Raw genomic sequence first — 16,879 nt, forward strand, 5'->3', positions numbered from 1 at the left:
CTTGCTTTCGTTTTTTGGTGTGATCTAATCAAAAACGAAAGTAACCGCTCGATTGAACGGGCGGTCGCCGGGGGATGCGTCTGTTGGAGCGTATTTTCGACCTCGCCATCATTGGAGGCGGTGTTAACGGCTGCGGCATCGCGCGCGATGCGGTGGGCCGGGGCAACACGGTTTTCCTGTGCGAAATGAACGATCTGGCGAGCGGGACGTCGTCCTGGTCGACCAAGCTGGTCCATGGCGGCCTGCGCTATCTCGAATATTACGAGTTCCGGCTGGTCCGCGAGGCGCTGATCGAGCGCGAGATCCTCTGGGGCATCGCCCCCCACATCATCCGCCCCCTGCGTTTCGTCTTGCCGCATCACGCCGGCCTGCGCCCGGCCTGGCTCTTGCGCCTCGGTCTCTTCCTTTACGACCATATCGGCGGCCGGCATCTGTTGCCGGCAACGCGCTCGGTCGATCTCCGGCGCGACGAGGTCGGCCGTCCGCTGATCCCGAATCGCTACACCCGCGCATTCGAATATTCCGACTGCTTCGTCGATGACGCCCGCCTCGTCGTGCTCAACGCGCGCGACGCCGCCGACAAGGGCGCCGAGATCCGCACCCGCACCCGCGCCACCGAGATCCGTCAGGCCGACGGCATCTGGACCGTGGGCATGGTCGACACGCTGACCGGCGCGCGCTCGCAGATCCAAGCCCGCGCGCTGGTCAATGCCGGCGGCCCCTGGGTCGAGGACGTGCTCGGCCGTGGCGCTGGCGTCAATGCCAAGGCAAAAGTGCGGCTGGTGCAGGGCTCGCACATCGTCGTGAAAAAACTCTACGACCACGACCGCGCCTACATGTTCCAGAACGCCGATGGCCGCATCATCTTCGTCATTCCCTACCAGGACGACTTCACGCTGATCGGCACCACTGACCGCGACTATGACGGCGATCCCTCCAAGGTGAAGGCCACAGTGGAGGAGATCCAATATCTCTGCGCGGCTGCGAGCGAATATCTGGCCAAGCCGGTGACGCCTGAGGACGTGGTCTGGACCTATTCCGGCGTGCGTCCGCTCTATGACGATGGCGCCAGCGAAGCCAAGGCCGCCACCCGCGACTACGTGTTCGAGCTCGACACGCCCGGCGGCTCGCCGCTGCTGTCAATCTATGGCGGCAAGATCACGACCTATCGCCGCCTCGCCGAAGAGGCACTGGAGCGGCTCGCGCCCTATCTTCGCAGTGCGAAAGCGCGCGAGGGCTGGACCGGCAAATGGCCGCTGCCCGGCGGCGACATGGATGTGTCGGCGGTCGACGGCCTGATCGGCGAGCTCCAGCGCGGCTACCCCTTCCTCAGCCATGAGCATGCGCGGCGGCTTGCGCGGGCCTATGGCACCCGCGCCATCAAGCTGCTCGGCGATGCAAAATCGGCCTCCGATCTCGGTCAGGCTTTTGGTGCGACACTGACCGAACGCGAGGTCCGCTATCTCATGACCAACGAATGGGCGGTGACCGCCGAGGACATCGTCTGGCGCCGCTCCAAGCTCGGCCTGCGACTATCTGCCGACGAAATTGCCGCTCTGGACGACTGGATCAGAGCCCACGCTGTGCCGCAAAGTCCGCTGCTGGAAGCAGGAGGACGCTTATGAGCGTGACACTCGATCATGTGACCCGGACCGTCGACGGGGTCCCGCACATCCGTGACGTCTCGCTGACGCTCGAGAGCGGCACGCTCAACGTGCTGCTCGGGCCGACGCTGTCGGGCAAGACCTCGATCATGCGGTTGCTCGCCGGCCTCGACAAGCCGACGACGGGCAAGCTGCTGGTTAACGGCAAGGACGTCACCGGTGTCGACGTGCGCCAGCGCTCGGTCGCGATGGTCTACCAGCAGTTCATCAATTACCCCTCGCTCACGGTCTATGAGAACATCGCCTCGCCGTTGCGCGTGCAGGGCAAACCGCGCGCGGAGATCGAGAAGCGCGTGGCTGAAGCTGCAAGACTGCTGCGGCTCGAGCCCTTCCTGAAGCGCACGCCGCTCCAGCTCTCCGGCGGCCAGCAGCAGCGCACCGCGATGGCGCGCGCGCTGGTGAAAGGCGCCGACCTCGTGCTGCTCGACGAGCCGCTCGCCAATCTCGACTACAAGCTGCGCGAAGAGCTGCGCACCGAGCTGCCGCGCATCTTCGAGGCCTCCGGCGCGATCTTCGTCTATGCCACCACCGAGCCGACCGAGGCGCTGCTGCTCGGCGGCAACACGGTCTGCATGTGGGAGGGCCAGACGCTCCAGATCGGTGAGACGCCGAGCGTTTACCGCCGGCCGCAGACGCTGCGCGTCGCACAGGTGTTCTCCGATCCGCCGCTCAATCTCGTTGGCATCGAGAAGAAGAACGGTTCCGTGCAATATGCAGGAGGCATCGCCGCGCCGGCGTCCGGTCTTTATTCCTCTCTCGCCGACGGCGCCTATCGCGTCGGCTTTCGCGCCCACCAGCTCGCACTCGCCAATGGCGAGACTGACCGCCATGCCTTTCATGCCACGGTGACGGTGACCGAGATCACCGGTTCGGAGAGTTTTGTGCATTTGACCCGCGACGGATCGAACTGGGTTGCGGTGCTGCACGGCGTGCACGAGTTCGAGCCAGGCCAGACCATCGACGCCGTGCTCGATCCCAATGATGTCTTCGTGTTCGACGCGGCTGACCGCTTGGTCGCTGCGCCGGTATCATGAGGGAGGTGCGCCATGGCCCGCATTGACCTCGTCGATCTCGCCCACTCCTACGGCGGCAATGATGCGCCGCAGGAGAGCTTTGCGCTGAAGCCGGTGACCATGACCTGGCGGCAGGGCGGTGCCTATGCGCTGCTCGGACCGTCTGGCTGCGGCAAGACCACGCTGCTCAACGTTATCTCCGGCATCATCACGCCGTCGCGGGGGAAAATCCTGTTCGACGGCCAGGACATCACACCGCTGTCAACCCAGAAGCGCAACATCGCCCAGGTGTTCCAGTTTCCGGTAATCTACGACACCATGACGGTGGGGCAGAACCTGGCGTTTCCGTTGAAGAACCGCGGCGTGCCGAAGGCCGAGATCGACAAGCGCGTCGCCGAGATTGGCCGCCTGCTCGACCTCGAGCCCTATCTGAACCGCAAGGCGACCCGGCTCACGGCCGATGCCAAGCAGAAGATCTCGCTCGGTCGCGGTCTCGTGCGCTCCGACGTCGCAGCGGTGCTGTTCGACGAGCCGCTGACGGTGATCGATCCCGAGCTGAAATGGCAGCTCCGCTCCAAGCTGAAGGCGCTGCATCGCGAGCTCGACCTCACGATGATCTACGTCACCCACGACCAGACCGAAGCGCTGACCTTCGCCGACACCGTCGTCGTCATGCATGACGGTCGTGTGGTGCAGAGCGGCACGCCGGCCGAGCTGTTCGACAAGCCGGCGCACACGTTTGTGGGCTATTTCATCGGCTCACCCGGCATGAACATCATTCCGGCCGAGGTGAGGGGCCGCGAGGCGCGGATCGACGGTCACGTCATCGCGCTCAACCGCAGCTATGACAACCTGCCGGCGGGCGCCAAGATCGAGATCGGTGTGCGTCCGGAATTCGTCGATGCCGTCGCGCCGGCACCCGGCCTGCTCACGGCGAAAATCGAACGCGTCGACGATCTCGGCCGCATTCGCTTCGCGCGCACGCGCCTCGGTGACGCAAAACTCGCGGCGCGCGCGCCGGCCGGCTTCACCAGCTCCGACGGCACCGCCGGGCTGAAATTCGATCCGTCGCATGTGCACGTCTACGCCGACAGCCTTCTGGTGGAGGGAGCCGCCTGATGGACAAGACCATCAACCAAAAAGCCTGGTTCCTGGTGCTGCCGGTGTTCCTGGTCGTCGCCTTCTCCGCGGTGCTGCCGCTGATGACGGTGGTCAACTATTCGATGCAGGACACGTTCGGGAACAACCAGTTCTTCTGGAACGGCGTCGGCTGGTTCAAGGAATTGCTCGATCCCTCGACCGATCTCGGCGGCCGCTTCCTCGCCTCGCTCGGGCGCAATCTATTCTTCTCGCTGGTGATCCTCGCCATCGAAGTCCCGCTCGGCATCGTCGTCGCGCTGTCGATGCCGCGCGACGGCTGGACTGTCGCGGCCTGCCTCGTGATCCTCGCGCTGCCGCTGCTGATTCCGTGGAACGTGGTCGGCACGATCTGGCAGATATTTGGCCGGCCCGACATCGGCCTGCTCGGTTATGTCCTCAACGCCATCGGCATCGAATACAACTACGTCTCCAACGAGATCGACGCCTGGGTCACCGTGATCGTGATGGACGTCTGGCACTGGACCAGCCTCGTTGCGCTCTTGTGCTACGCCGGCCTGAAGTCGATCCCGGAGGCCTATTATCAGGCAGCCCAAATCGACGGCGCCTCGCGCTGGGCCGTGTTCAGGGCGATCCAGCTGCCGAAGATGAACCGCGTGCTGCTGATCGCGGTGCTGCTGCGCTTCATGGACAGTTTCATGATCTATACCGAGCCGTTCGTCGTTACCGGCGGCGGGCCCGGCAATTCGACCACCTTCGTCTCGATCGAACTCGTCAAGATCGCGCTCGGCCAGTTCGACCTCGGCAAGGCCGCCGCACTCTCGCTGGTCTACAATCTGATCATCCTGATCGTCTGCTGGATCTTCTACACCGTCATGACCAATGCCGGTAATGACCGGAAGCCGCAGGAAGGAGCCGCGTGATGCACTCGATCCCCGGCCGCCGCCTGATCATGGCGCTGTTTTTGATATTCCTGCTGTTGCCGATCTACTGGCTCGTCAACATGAGCTTCAAGACCAATGCCGAGATCGTCTCGACGATGACGCTATGGCCGCATGCGCCGACGCTCCAGCACTACAAGCGCATCTTCACCGACGAGAGTTGGTATTCCGGCTACATCAACTCGCTGGAATATGTCGTCCTCAACACCATCATTTCGATCTCGGTGGCGCTGCCCGCGGCCTACGCATTCTCGCGTTACCGCTTCCTTGGCGATAAACATCTGTTCTTCTGGCTGCTGTCGAATCGCATGGCGCCGGCGGCGGTCTATGCACTGCCGTTCTTCAACCTCTACTCGGCGATCGGCCTATTCGATACGCCCTGGGCGGTGGCGCTGGCACACTGCATCTTCAACGTTCCGCTGGCAGTGTGGATCCTCGAAGGTTTTGTCTCCGGGGTGCCGCGCGAGATCGACGAGACCGCCTTCCTCGACGGCTATTCCTTCCCGCGCTTCTTCATCAGGATCCTGGTGCCGCTGATCGCGAGCGGCATTGGCGTCGCCGCCTTCTTCTGCTTCATGTTCTCCTGGGTCGAACTGCTGCTGGCGCGCACGCTGACCTCGGTGCAGACCAAGCCGATCGCGGCGATCATGACGCGCACGGTGTCGGCGGCCGGCATGGATTGGGGCTTGCTGGCGGCTGCCGGCGTACTCACCATCATCCCGGGCGCGCTGGTGATCTGGTTCGTCCGCAACTACATCGCGCGCGGTTTCGCGCTCGGTCGGGTCTAGGGAGGCAACAATGGAATCCATCGCATGGATGGCCTGGACGCTGCCGACGGCGATCTTCTTTGTCGCGCTCGCCTGCACGCTTGCCGTGATGACCTGGCTTGCCGCGGTCTACCCCGAGGCCGAGCGTGTCGGCGTGCTGCGCATCCCGACCACGCGTGGCGACCGGCTTTTCATCTCGCTGATCACGGCGGCCGTCATCCATCTGTTGTGGATCGCCTTCGCCGGCACCGACGCACTCGCGACGTTGCCGATCGGCGAGGAGGGATTTGAGATTTCGAGCCTGTGGCTCGCAAGTGGAATTTCGCTGGCCACGGCCGTGCTCATTTTTCGCACGGTTTGACGCTCGCGAAGGGACGGCCAGATCCGGGACCAACCCGGGCCTGTATAAAGTTTGTCGCTGCAACGGAGGAACAACATGCGACAGTTTAGGAGAAGGAAAGGTCCATTGACCAAGAACAGCTTTCTGACGATGTCTAGCGTCGCCGCGCTCGTTGCGGTGTCGTTCACCGTCTCGGCGCCGGTCCGCGCCGCCGACGATGCCGTCATCCAGAAGTGGATCACGGAATTCCAGCCTTCGACCATTTCGAAGGACGACCAGAAGAAGGAGCTGGAGTGGTTCGCAAAGGCCGCCGAGCCCTTCAAGGGCATGGAGATCAACGTCGTCTCGGAGACCATCGCAACTCACGAATATGAGTCGCAGACGCTCGCCAAGGCGTTCTCCGAGCTGACCGGCATCAAGCTCAAGCATGACATCATCCAGGAAGGTGACGTCGTCGAAAAGCTTCAGACCCAGATGCAGTCCGGCAAGAACGTCTATGACGGCTGGATCAACGATAGCGATCTGATCGGCACGCACTTCCGCTACGGCCAGACCATCGCGCTGTCGGACTACATGACCGGCGAGGGCAAGGACGTCACGGATCCCAAGCTCGACGTCAACGACTTCATCGGAAAGTCGTTCGGCACCGCGCCGGATGGCAAGCTCTACCAGCTGCCCGACCAGCAGTTCGCCAACCTCTATTGGTTCCGCTACGACTGGTTCACCAACGCCGACTACAAGGCCAAGTTCAAGGCCAAGTATGGCTACGAGCTCGGCGTTCCCGTGAACTGGTCCGCCTATGAAGACATCGCCGAGTTCTTCACCAACGACATCAAGGAGATCAACGGCGTCAAGGTCTACGGCCATATGGACTATGGCAAGAAGGACCCCTCGCTCGGCTGGCGTTTCACCGACGCCTGGCTGTCGATGGCGGGTAACGGCGACAAGGGCATTCCGAACGGTCTGCCGGTCGACGAGTGGGGCATCCGCATGGAAGGTTGTCGTCCGGTCGGCTCGTCGATCGAGCGCGGCGGCGACACCAACGGTCCGGCCGCCGTCTACTCGATCACGAAGTACCTGGAGTGGATGAAGAAGTACGCTCCGCCGCAGGCGCAGGGCATGACGTTCTCTGAGTCGGGTCCGGTCCCGGCGCAGGGCAACATCGCTCAGCAGATGTTCTGGTACACCGCCTTCACCGCCGACATGGTGAAGCCGGGCATCGCCGTGATGAACGCGGACGGTACGCCGAAGTGGCGTATGGCTCCGTCGCCGCACGGGTCGTACTGGAAGGAAGGCATGAAGCTCGGCTACCAGGACGCGGGCTCGCTCACGCTTCTGAAGTCGACCCCGGCGGATCGCCGCAAGGCAGCCTGGCTGTATCTCCAGTTCATCGTCTCCAAGACGGTGTCGCTGAAGAAGAGCCATGTCGGTCTCACCTTCATCCGTGAATCCGACATCTGGGACAAGTCGTTCACCGAGCGTGCGCCGAAGCTCGGCGGCCTGATCGAGTTCTACCGCTCGCCCGCGCGCGTGCAGTGGACCCCGACCGGCAACAACGTGCCTGACTATCCGAAGCTCGCGCAGCTCTGGTGGCAGAACATCGGCGATGCGTCGTCCGGTGCGAAGACGCCGCAAGCCGCGATGGATGCTCTTGCCGCCGCGCAAGACTCCGTCATGGAGCGTATCGAGAAGTCGGGCGTGCAGGGTGCCTGCGGTCCGAAGCTGCACAAGAAGGAGTCGGCCGAGTTCTGGTTCGCCAAGGCCCAGAAGGACGGCACCATCGCGCCGCAGCGCAAGCTCGCCAACGAGAAGCCGAAGGGCGAAACGATCGACTACGACACGCTGATCAAGTCGTGGCCGGCAACCCCGCCCAAGCGCGCCTCGCTGCAATAAGGCAGGTCGCATAACGACGAAAGGCCGGGAGCAATCCCGGCCTTTTTGTTTTTGCGTTGGCGCGCTCCCAATTCTTCTCCGCCGTCGTCGTTCGCGAAGCTTGCTCCTCACCCTCGGTGTCATCGCCCGACTTGATCGGGCGATCCAGTATTCCGGAGACAGGAGTGGGATACGGAGAGGCCGCGGCGTACTGGATTCCCCGCTTTCGCGGGGAATGACAGCTGTGGTGTGGAGGCACGTCCCCCGCGAAGCGAGGGCCCCCCGCTTGACTCCCTGTCACGCTGAATTCATGATCAGCATAATGCGATTGAAGTAATCGTATTTCGATTACTTGCGCAGACGCCGTTTGGGCCAACGTCGGCCCGTCCCGGAGGCTGGTGATGGCATTGATCGAGGCGTTCAGGCAGTTGCTGGGCGACACGGCCGTGCTGACTCGCGAGGAGGATCTCGCGGGCCTGACCGAGGATTGGCGCGGCCGTTTTCGGGCGCCGGCGCTCTGTGCGGTGCTGCCTTCCACCACGGAGCAGGTCGCGGCCATCGTCCGCCTTTGCGTCGCGCATGAAACGCCGGTGTTGCCGCAAGGTGGCAACACCAGCCTGTGCGGTGGTGCGACGCCGTCGGGGCAGGGCAAGCCGCCGGTCATCGTCGCACTGACGCGCATGCGCCGGATCCGTTCGCTCGATCCCGTCAACAATACCATGGTGGTGGATGCCGGCTGCGTGCTTGCGACCATTCAGGAGACCGCCGCCGCTGCCGGCCGGCTCTTTCCGGTGAGCCTCGGCGCTGAAGGATCCTGCCAGATCGGCGGCAATATCGGCACCAATGCCGGCGGCACCGGCGTGCTGCGCTACGGCAACACGCGCGACAATGTGCTCGGGCTGGAGGTCGTTCTGCCGGACGGATCGGTCTGGGACGGCCTCTACGCACTGCGCAAGAACAACACCGGCTACGACCTCAAGCATCTCTTCATAGGATCCGAGGGCACGCTGGGCATCATCACTGGCGCAGTGCTGAAGCTGCATCCACTGCCGACGGCGGAGGCCGTCGCCTGGCTTGCGGTCGATGATCCGCAAAAGGCGCTGGACGTGCTCGGCCTGTTCCAGGCCTCTTGCAGCTCACGGCTCTCCGCCTTCGAGCTGATGAATGCGAAGCAGATCCAGCTCGTGCTGGAGCAGGTGCCGGGCCGGCGCTGTCCGGTCGCGGAGATCGACACCTGGCATGTCCTCGTCGAATTGTCCGACACCGGCGATGCCGCGGCGCTCGCGGTGGCGATGCAAACGGTGCTCGAACAGGCGCTCGAGGCAGGGCTGGTCAGCGACGGCGTCGTCGCTGCGAGCGAGGCGCAGCGCAAGGCGATGTGGCTGGTGCGTCACAGCGTCTCGGAAGCCAACAAGAAAGCCGGCGTGGGCCTGACGTCGGACACCGCGGTCCCGGTGTCGACCGTGCCGGCCTTCATCGACCAGGCGATGGCGGCCGTGCGCGCGATCGTGCCGGATCAGCCGTTCGTGATCGTCGGCCACATGGGCGACGGCAACATCCATCTCATTCCCTTCTTTGGCTTTGCCGAGTGGGACGCCGTGCCGGAGCGCGACGCCGTCGCGCAGCGAATTCGCCACGCCATGAACGATGTCGCAAGCTCGCTGCGCGGCACCTTCAGCGCCGAGCATGGCGTCGGGCGCACGCTGACCGGCGAGATGTCCCGCTACAAGCCGCCGGTCGAGCTCGCGCTGATGCGGGCGGTGAAACAGGCCTTCGATCCGAAGGGTCTCTTCAACCCTGGCCGCGTTCTGCCACCACCATCCATTGCAACATCATAGAGGGGACTGACATGACCAACGCTCCCAAGATCATCACTTCCCGACGCCGCCTGCTGCTCGGTGCAGGAGCCGGCGCCGTCGCGCTCGCTGCGCCTTCGGTCTGGTCGCCGTCCCGCGCCGCCGGAAAACGCATCGTCGTGCGCGACGATGGCGGCATCTACACCAAGGCCTATGGCGCGGTGTTCTACCGTCCGTTCACCGAAGCGACCGGCATCGAGGTGGTCGGGGTGCAGGCCAATGCCGAGCCGGTCGCGCAGATCAAGACCATGGTCGATACCAAGAACTACACCTGGGACATGGCCAAGATCTCCTGGCCCGCGATCCAGATCCTGACCACCGGCGCCAAGCAATATCTCGAGAAGCACGGCCTCGAATCCGAGCCGGTGATCAAGACGCTTCCGGCCGAATACGAATCGCCCTACGGCGTCGCGACCAACGTCTACAGCACGGTGCTCGCCTATCGCACCGACGCCTTCAAGGGCCGCAAGGCGCCGCAATCCTGGGCCGATTTCTGGAACGTGGCGGACTTCCCCGGCCGCCGCTCGGTGCGCAAGCATCCGTTCGACACGATCGAGGAAGCGCTGATGGGAGCGGGCGCGCCGACCGCGCAGGTCTACCCTTGCGATCTCGACAAGGCCTTCGCCTCGCTCGACAAGATCAAATCGTCGGTCGCCGTGTGGTGGACCAGCGGTGCGCAGGTCGAACAGATGCTGACCTCGGGCGAGATCGACATGCTGCCGACCTGGGTGTCGCGTGCGCAGTCGGCGCAGGCGGCCGGTGCGCCTGTCGAGATTATCTGGAACCAGGGGGTCTGGGGCGCCGACAATTGGTCGATCCTCGCCGGCACGCCGAATGCGGATGCCTGCCGCGAGTTCATCAAGTTCGCCTCCGATCCGAAGCGACAGGCAGCCCTCGTGGAATATTTCCCGGCTGGCCTCACCCAGCCGGAGGCCTTCAACTACATCAAGCCGGAGGTCGCCAAGAACTGCCCGACCTATCCCGACAACATCAAGGCCGGGCTGAAGATCGATCCGAAATTCTGGTACGACAACCAGGCCGCCGTCATCGAGCGCTTCAACAGCTGGATCCTGGCTTGACCGGCGTCAAGGGAAGCGCGAAGCGATCGGAGCGCCCCACGGTCTCGTCGAGCTTGCGCATTCACGAGCTGTGCAAGCGCTATGGCGACTTCGTCGCGCTGGCGCCGACCAGCCTCGACGTCGCCAGGGGCGAATTCCTCACTTTGCTCGGCCCGTCGGGATCTGGCAAGACGACGCTGCTCAGCCTGATCGCAGGCCTCGCCCATCCCGACGAGGGGCGGATACTGATCGACGATGCCGACGTCACGCACAGCCCGGCCTATGACCGCGATATCGGCGTCGTGTTCCAGAACTACGCGCTGTTTCCTCACATGACGATCGAGGACAACATCGCGTTTCCGCTGAAGATGCGGAAGGTGGCCGACACCGAGGCGCGCCGGCGCACGGCAGAGGCGCTGGAGACGGTGCGGCTGCCGCACGTTGCAAAACGCTATCCGCGCGAGCTGTCCGGCGGCCAGCAGCAGCGCATCGCGCTGGCGCGCTGCATCGTCTATCGCCCCGCGATCATCCTGATGGACGAGCCGCTCGGCGCGCTCGACAAGAAGCTGCGCGACCAGATGCAGCTCGAGATCAAGCGCATCCATCGCGAGCTCGGCACCACGATCGTCTATGTTACTCACGACCAGGAAGAGGCGATGACCATGTCGGATCGCATCTGCCTGATGAATGCGGGCGCCATCGAGCAGCTCGGCACGCCGCAAGATCTTTATTTCCGTCCGCGCTCGGTGTTCGTCGCCGACTTCCTCGGCGAGTCCAATTTGCTCAGCGCCACCGTGCGTGGCGTAGACGGTGACGGGCTCGATGTCGTCCTGGCTGCACAGGCCGCGCCGTCGCGCGCGGTCGGCAATGGCGGCATTTTCGCCGCGGGCGAGCCGATCAAGGTCATGGTGCGTCCCCAGAATCTCGTGGTCGGCGACGCCGGCGGCGGAGACCAGCTCGCCGGTCGGCTCTCGGGCCGGCTTTTGGACGTGATGATCAGCGGTAGCCTGACGCGGCTCTACATCGCGCCCGAGACGGCGGGCATGCCGCAACTCGTCGCCGCGCATCCGACCCGCAGCGGCGCGGCGCCCTACGAGATAGGGCAGCTTCTGTCGCTCGGATGGCATGCGACCGACGCCGTCGCGATCAGTGACGGGAAGGGGATCTGAGCTTGGCCGCCCCGCGCGCGATACAGCGGAATCTGGCCTGGACGCGGGCGGCGATGGGCGCGCCGCTGGTCCTGCTGCTCGTGCTGTTCCTGGTCTATCCCGTCGGCCAGTTGCTGCTGCTCAGCGTCTACGGCGAGAGCGGCTTCACGCTGGCGCAATACCGCCAGCTCTTCGCCTCATCGGTCTATCTCGACGTTCTCCTGATCACCCTGAAGATCTCGCTGGTCACCACGCTGATCTGCGTCGTCACGGGCTATCCGATCGCCTATCTGATCTCGGTCGTCGACAAGAAGCGCAAGACGACGCTCCTGTTCTGGGTGCTGCTGTCGTTCTGGACCAGCTTCCTGGTCCGCGCCTTCGCATGGATCGTGCTGCTCGGGCGCAACGGCGTCATCAACAAGCTCCTGATCTCGCTCGGCATCATCTCCAGCCCCGCGAGCCTGCTCTACAATTTCGGCAGCGTTCTCGTCGGCATGGTGAATGCGTTGCTGCCGCTCGCCGTGCTGACGATGCTCGCGGTGATGGAGAACATCGACCGTACCCTGCCGCGCGCGGCCGCCACGCTCGGAGCGCGGCCGGGCATGGCGTTCTGGAAAATCTATTTTCCGCTGTCGCTGCCGGGCGTCGCCGCGGCGGGCATCATGGTGTTCGTCACCGCGATCGGCTTCTTCATCGTGCCGGCCCTGCTCGGCGGGCGCCGCGAGACCATGATCACGCAGCTCATCATCGACCAGGTCCAGCAGACCATGAACTGGGGCTTTGCCGGCGCGATCTCGGTGCTGCTGCTGTTCGTGGTCTTCATCGTCTTTGCGGCCTACGACCGGCTGCTTGGCCTGTCGACCATGACCGGCGCGACCGCGCCGCGCAACGCGGCGCCGTCGCGTCTGTCGGGTCCCCTTCAGAAAGCGGGCGACGCGCTCCTCACGCTGCTCGGTGCAATCTCCGACCGGATTCTCCGGCTCCTGCCGTCACGCCGTCGCGACCGCAATCCCGACCAAGCCGGCATGGGCTTGCAGGCCTTCGTCTGGATCATGCTACTCATCATCAGCGCACCGACCATCCTGATGATCCCGCTGTCGTTCGGCACCGGTGGCCTCAACTGGCCGCCGCAGGGCTTTACACTGCATTGGTATGAGACCGTGCTGAGTTCGCCGCTCTGGACCCAGGCCATGCTGCGCTCGCTCCTGGTCGGGGTCGGCACGGGACTGCTCGCCATGTTGATCGGCACGCCGGCCGCGTTCCTGCTGGTGCGCAGCGACATCCGCGGCAAGGCGGCGTGGCTGGCCTTCATCCTGTCGCCGATCGTGGTGCCCCGCATGATCATCGCGGTCGGCCTGTTCTACGTTTTCGCCCGCATGGGCCTGGTCGGCAGCGCCTTCGGCCTCATTCTCGGACACACCGTCGTCGCGGTGCCCTACGTGGTCATGACCATGATGGCCGTGCTGCGCAATTATGATACGCGGCTCGACCACGCCGCGCAGAGCCTCGGCGCGCGCCCGCTTGCGACGCTGCGCTACGTCACCTTCCCGATCCTCGGCGCGGGCATGATGTCTTCGTTCCTGTTCGCCTTCGCGACCTCGTTCGATGAACTCACCATCGCGCTGTTTGCGACCGGCGGCCTGAACGCGACGCTGCCGAAGCAGTTCTGGGACGAGGTGACGCTTCAGGTCTCGCCCGCGATCGCTGCCGTCTCGACCTGCCTGTTCGTTTTCATGGGACTGCTGATCTTCGTCGCCGAACGCCTGCGCCGGCGTGCTGCGGCGAGGTAGCCGTCCCGCATTCCAACCAGAGGTTCACATCATGCTCACTGCCAATCGCCTCCACGGCTTGTTCCCGGCCATTCCGACCCCGGTCAAGGCCGACGACACCATCGATGCCGGCGCGGTCTCGGCCCTGTTTGCCTGGCTCAACAAGCAGGAGATCGACGGCGTGGTGCCGCTCGGCGGCACCGGCGAATATGGCGCGCTGGCACGCGCGGAGCGCATCAAGATGGCCGGCTTGTCGGTGAAGGCGATGGCGGGCAAGGGCCCGGTCATCGCTGGCGTGCTCGACACCGGTTTCCATGATGCCCTCCAGGCCGGCCGTGAATTCGCCGCCGAGGGCGTGGACGGCCTCCTGGTTCTCACGCCATACTATACCAACCCGACTCAGGCTGGCGTCCGCGACTATTTCCTGCGCTATGCCGATACTTCGCCCGTGCCCATCCTGATCTACGAGATTCCCTATCGCACCCGGATAGCGATCGAGCCCAAGATCCTGCATGAACTCTCAGGGCATCCCAACATCATCGGCATGAAGGCCTGCAATCTCGACATGTACCATTTCCTCCAGGTCGTGGCCGGCGTCGACGAGAGCTTTGCGGTGCTGAGCGGCGAGGACAGCCTGTTCCCGCTGCATCTCGCGGCGGGCGCGAAGGGCGGCATCATCGTGACCGCGTGCCTGCTGCCGCGCGCCTGGCGCCAGGTCTTCGAGACGGCCACAGCTGGCAAGACAGCGGAGGCCTTGAGCCTGCATCGCCGCCTGATCCCGCTGATGAACATGGCGTTCGCCGAAACCAATCCGGGACCGATGAAAGCGGTGATGGACCTCGTCGGCGTCGAGGCGCCGCGCATGCTGGCGCCACTGGTGCAGCCGGCGCCGGCGCTGGTCGCCGCGCTCCGCGCTGAGCTCGGTCGGCAACTGGCAATCTCGGAGGGCATCGGGTGAGGGGACGGCAGCATGGCGCGTAGCAGTCGCGACGGCAGCGGCCGCGAAGTGAAGGCGCGGAAGCCCAGGGCCGTCGAGAAGAATGCGGACAATAGCGCGGAGCCACGCTCGTCGCTGTTCGTCGGCTCGACCGAGAAGGCGTTCCAGGTCCTGCATGCCTTCGACGGCCCGCAGCGCTACATGACGCTCGCCGACATCGCGCGCGCCGCCGATCTCGACCGCAGCGCCACCCAGCGCCTGGTCTACACGCTCGAGACGCTCGGCTATCTCAAGCGCATCGAGGGCACGCGCAATTACGGTCTCACCTCAAAGGTGCTTCAGTTCTCGCACAGTTATCTCAAGGCCAACGATCTGATCGACCGCGCCTCGCCCTATTTGCTCGAGATCAGCCGCAATCTCGGCGAGACGACCAATTTGCACGAACTGGATGGCCACGAGGTCGTCTTTGTGGCGCGCTTTCCGGGCGCGCATCTCATCAACATCGACATCGTGATCGGCAGCCGGCTGCCGACCTTCTTCACGGCGTCGGGCACCGCGATCCTGTCGGCACTGCCCGAGGAGGAGCGCCTCGACCTTCTCAAGCGAACGCCGCTCGCGCCGCTGACGCCCTTCACGGAGACAGATCCGAAGGCGCTGCTGGAGCGCGTTCGCGTGGCCGCCCGGCGCGGCTATGCCGTCATCATGAACGAGACCGTGATGGGCGACATTTCGGTCGCGGCTCCCATCATCGACGAGCACGGCCGTGCCGTTGCCGCGATCAACATTTCGGTGCCGACGACGCGCTGGACCAAAGAGCGCGCCGAGGCTGAGCTGGCGCAGCACGTCCACGTCGCCGCAACCTCGATCTCCAAGTCGAAGTTCAACCGCTACGCAGCCTGAGAGCTTGTGACGCTTTTACTTGTTCGGAACGGAGTGGAGTTTCCTGTCGCGGTAAATGGCGGGTCTGAGTTCGTCGATGAGCTCTCGTTTATGCGCTGCGGAGGCGGTTGCCTTGCAGGATGTTGTTGGTGAGGGCGTACCAGAGCACGACGGCGCGGACCTTTTCGATCCCGCGCACGGTCAATTGCCGTAGGTTCCAGTTGCGCCAGCGGGCATGGATGCACTCGCATATCGAACGGGGCTTGTACCGGGCCTTGCCCTCTTTGCTCGCCATCCGCGCACGCCAAGCCAGTACCCCCGCGCCGTCGCCGCGTCGCGGCAGGTAGGGGTCGGTGCCGTGCTTGGATTGAGTGGGCGGGCAAAAAACCTCTATGCCCTCGGCATGCGCCCACTCGATGTCTTCCGCGCTGCCAAAGCCGCCATCGACGAGATGGTCTTTGGGCAGGCCGCCAGGGCGCGTGCGCTGCCGCTCCAGCATGGGCCGCATCAGCCCGCGGTCGGACCCCGTGTTGCATACCTTAACGTCAGTGACGAACTGCTCGCCGGCCGCACTCGTCACCTGCACGTTGTAGGCTGGGCGGAAGCCGCCATCCGCCATCTTCATGACCCGTGCATCGGCGTCCGTCGTCGACGCGCGCGGCTCCTTCGGCGTCTTGCCATTGCCTTGCTTGCTCTCGCGTTCCTTGCGCTGCTGCTTGATCTCGGCAAGCGCCGCCTGCGCCGCTTTCACGCGCGCGCTGCGTTCCTGCGCGGCTCGCTCCTTGGCTGCCCGGGCGCGCTGATTGCTGGCGTCAGAGCGCACGTCGACTTCGCGCTTGAGGTCTTCCACCACCGTCCCAGCCAGGGCCAGATGCCGCTCGAGTGTCGCCTCGCGCCGGAACGAGGCGGCTCCCGCGCTGGCCCGGACCCGCACCCCGTCCTGCGCCAGTGTCGCCAGATTGACGAGACCAGCCTTCGCCAGCGCCGCCAGATGCTCGCTGAGCAGCCGGTCCAGCAGGTCGGCGCAACCGACCCGGAAGTCCGCCAGCATGTGATAGTTCACCGACACCCCGCCGCACAGCCAACGATAGGCATCGTGGCTCTCGCACAGTCGCTCCAATGCTCGCGCGCTGCCGACGCCCTCGCTGGTGGCTGAGAGCCACAGCGCCAGCAAAAGCCGCGGCGAGGTCGCGGGGTGACCGGGGCGGTCGCCCCTGGCCTTGATCCGGTTCTCCAGCTCACTCAGATCAAGCTCTTCGACATAAGACCAGATCAGGCGCACCGGATGGTCTTCCCCGATCAGGCTCTCGATATCCACCGCTCGCAACGCGATCTGGTCGCGCTGTGGCTCACGCAGCCGTGGCGCGCCGAGCGGCGCCGCGTCGGCTTCAGGCTTCGACTGCGCCGGCAGATCACCGAACAATTCATCGGCAGCCATCTTCGCCTCCCGCCAATCCATCATCGCCAGAGAATCACATGCCACCGGCATTCGGACAGATTTACCTGGCACGCTGCCAAAAAATCACACGCTCTGAGG

At 64.6% G+C, this 16,879-nt stretch carries 14 protein-coding genes; 13 read left to right on the plus strand and 1 reads right to left on the minus strand.

Annotated features, from left to right (window positions below; all coding sequences use genetic code 11):
• Positions 1-74 precede the first annotated feature (74 nt).
• From glpD to UP06_RS33245, 13 genes are all read left to right on the plus strand, one after another.
• Positions 75-1,625 (plus strand): glycerol-3-phosphate dehydrogenase, encoded by a 1,551-nt coding sequence (glpD, locus tag UP06_RS33185; RefSeq protein ID WP_045007911.1) that lies wholly within the window; start codon positions 75-77, stop codon positions 1,623-1,625.
• Positions 1,622-2,698, plus strand: coding sequence for an ABC transporter ATP-binding protein (locus UP06_RS33190; protein WP_045007912.1), 1,077 nt, complete (start codon positions 1,622-1,624; stop codon positions 2,696-2,698). The genes glpD and UP06_RS33190 overlap by 4 nt, the downstream gene beginning before the upstream one ends.
• 12 nt (positions 2,699-2,710) lie before the next feature.
• Positions 2,711-3,796: an ABC transporter ATP-binding protein gene (locus UP06_RS33195; RefSeq protein ID WP_045007913.1), complete on the plus strand. Its 1,086-nt coding sequence runs from the start codon at positions 2,711-2,713 to the stop codon at positions 3,794-3,796.
• Positions 3,796-4,698 carry a carbohydrate ABC transporter permease gene (locus tag UP06_RS33200; RefSeq protein WP_045007914.1) on the plus strand — a complete coding sequence of 301 codons (903 nt, stop codon included), beginning with the start codon at positions 3,796-3,798 and terminating at the stop codon, positions 4,696-4,698. The genes UP06_RS33195 and UP06_RS33200 overlap by 1 nt, the downstream gene beginning before the upstream one ends.
• Positions 4,698-5,504: a carbohydrate ABC transporter permease gene (locus tag UP06_RS33205; RefSeq protein WP_045007915.1), complete on the plus strand. Its 807-nt coding sequence runs from the start codon at positions 4,698-4,700 to the stop codon at positions 5,502-5,504. Before UP06_RS33200 ends, UP06_RS33205 begins: the two co-directional genes overlap by 1 nt.
• Positions 5,505-5,514: 10 nt before the next feature.
• Positions 5,515-5,844, plus strand: coding sequence for a DUF2160 domain-containing protein (locus tag UP06_RS33210; protein ID WP_045007916.1), 330 nt, complete (start codon positions 5,515-5,517; stop codon positions 5,842-5,844).
• A gap of 129 nt (positions 5,845-5,973) precedes the next feature.
• Positions 5,974-7,716, plus strand: a complete 1,743-nt coding sequence (locus tag UP06_RS33215) for an ABC transporter substrate-binding protein (RefSeq protein ID WP_045007944.1) — start codon at positions 5,974-5,976, stop codon at positions 7,714-7,716.
• 380 nt (positions 7,717-8,096) lie between these two features.
• A complete protein-coding gene (locus tag UP06_RS33220; RefSeq protein WP_045007917.1) occupies positions 8,097-9,533 on the plus strand; it encodes an FAD-binding oxidoreductase in 1,437 nt (478 codons plus the stop codon).
• Between the two features lie 11 nt (positions 9,534-9,544).
• Entirely contained in the window at positions 9,545-10,630 is a 1,086-nt protein-coding gene (locus UP06_RS33225; protein ID WP_045007918.1) for an ABC transporter substrate-binding protein, read from the plus strand.
• Positions 10,627-11,778, plus strand: a complete 1,152-nt coding sequence (locus UP06_RS33230; protein ID WP_045007919.1) for an ABC transporter ATP-binding protein — start codon at positions 10,627-10,629, stop codon at positions 11,776-11,778. Before UP06_RS33225 ends, UP06_RS33230 begins: the two co-directional genes overlap by 4 nt.
• Before the next feature lie 2 nt (positions 11,779-11,780).
• On the plus strand, positions 11,781-13,547 hold the full coding sequence (locus UP06_RS33235; RefSeq protein ID WP_245305611.1) for an ABC transporter permease subunit: 1,767 nt from the start codon (positions 11,781-11,783) through the stop codon (positions 13,545-13,547).
• A gap of 31 nt (positions 13,548-13,578) precedes the next feature.
• Entirely contained in the window at positions 13,579-14,484 is a 906-nt protein-coding gene (gene dapA, locus UP06_RS33240) for a 4-hydroxy-tetrahydrodipicolinate synthase (RefSeq protein WP_045007921.1), read from the plus strand.
• A 12-nt stretch (positions 14,485-14,496) separates the two neighbouring features.
• The gene (locus tag UP06_RS33245) at positions 14,497-15,363 is read left to right on the plus strand and encodes an IclR family transcriptional regulator (RefSeq protein WP_082081805.1); all 867 of its coding nucleotides are present in this window, start codon (positions 14,497-14,499) and stop codon (positions 15,361-15,363) included.
• An 88-nt stretch (positions 15,364-15,451) separates the two neighbouring features.
• Here UP06_RS33245 and UP06_RS33250 read toward each other — a convergent pair whose 3' ends face one another.
• On the minus strand, positions 15,452-16,780 hold the full coding sequence (locus UP06_RS33250) for an IS1182-like element ISBrsp9 family transposase (protein ID WP_044999801.1): 1,329 nt from the start codon (positions 16,778-16,780) through the stop codon (positions 15,452-15,454).
• Positions 16,781-16,879: the final 99 nt, after the last annotated feature.

The sequence above is a fragment of the Bradyrhizobium sp. LTSP857 genome (assembly GCF_000938285.1).
GTDB lineage: Bacteria > Pseudomonadota > Alphaproteobacteria > Rhizobiales > Xanthobacteraceae > Bradyrhizobium.

Bases quoted from the DNA above. Each gene is read 5' to 3' on its own strand.
- glpD (WP_045007911.1), top strand. From the start codon at position 75: ATGCGTCTGTTGGAGCGTATTTTCGACCTCGCCATCATTGGAGGCGGT.
- UP06_RS33190 (WP_045007912.1), top strand. From the start codon at position 1,622: ATGAGCGTGACACTCGATCATGTGACCCGGACCGTCGACGGGGTCCCG.
- UP06_RS33195 (WP_045007913.1), top strand. From the start codon at position 2,711: ATGGCCCGCATTGACCTCGTCGATCTCGCCCACTCCTACGGCGGCAAT.
- UP06_RS33200 (WP_045007914.1), top strand. From the start codon at position 3,796: ATGGACAAGACCATCAACCAAAAAGCCTGGTTCCTGGTGCTGCCGGTG.
- UP06_RS33205 (WP_045007915.1), top strand. From the start codon at position 4,698: ATGCACTCGATCCCCGGCCGCCGCCTGATCATGGCGCTGTTTTTGATA.
- UP06_RS33210 (WP_045007916.1), top strand. From the start codon at position 5,515: ATGGAATCCATCGCATGGATGGCCTGGACGCTGCCGACGGCGATCTTC.
- UP06_RS33215 (WP_045007944.1), top strand. From the start codon at position 5,974: ATGTCTAGCGTCGCCGCGCTCGTTGCGGTGTCGTTCACCGTCTCGGCG.
- UP06_RS33220 (WP_045007917.1), top strand. From the start codon at position 8,097: ATGGCATTGATCGAGGCGTTCAGGCAGTTGCTGGGCGACACGGCCGTG.
- UP06_RS33225 (WP_045007918.1), top strand. From the start codon at position 9,545: ATGACCAACGCTCCCAAGATCATCACTTCCCGACGCCGCCTGCTGCTC.
- dapA (WP_045007921.1), top strand. From the start codon at position 13,579: ATGCTCACTGCCAATCGCCTCCACGGCTTGTTCCCGGCCATTCCGACC.
- UP06_RS33245 (WP_082081805.1), top strand. From the start codon at position 14,497: ATGGCGCGTAGCAGTCGCGACGGCAGCGGCCGCGAAGTGAAGGCGCGG.
- UP06_RS33250 (WP_044999801.1), bottom strand. From the start codon at position 16,780: ATGGCTGCCGATGAATTGTTCGGTGATCTGCCGGCGCAGTCGAAGCCT.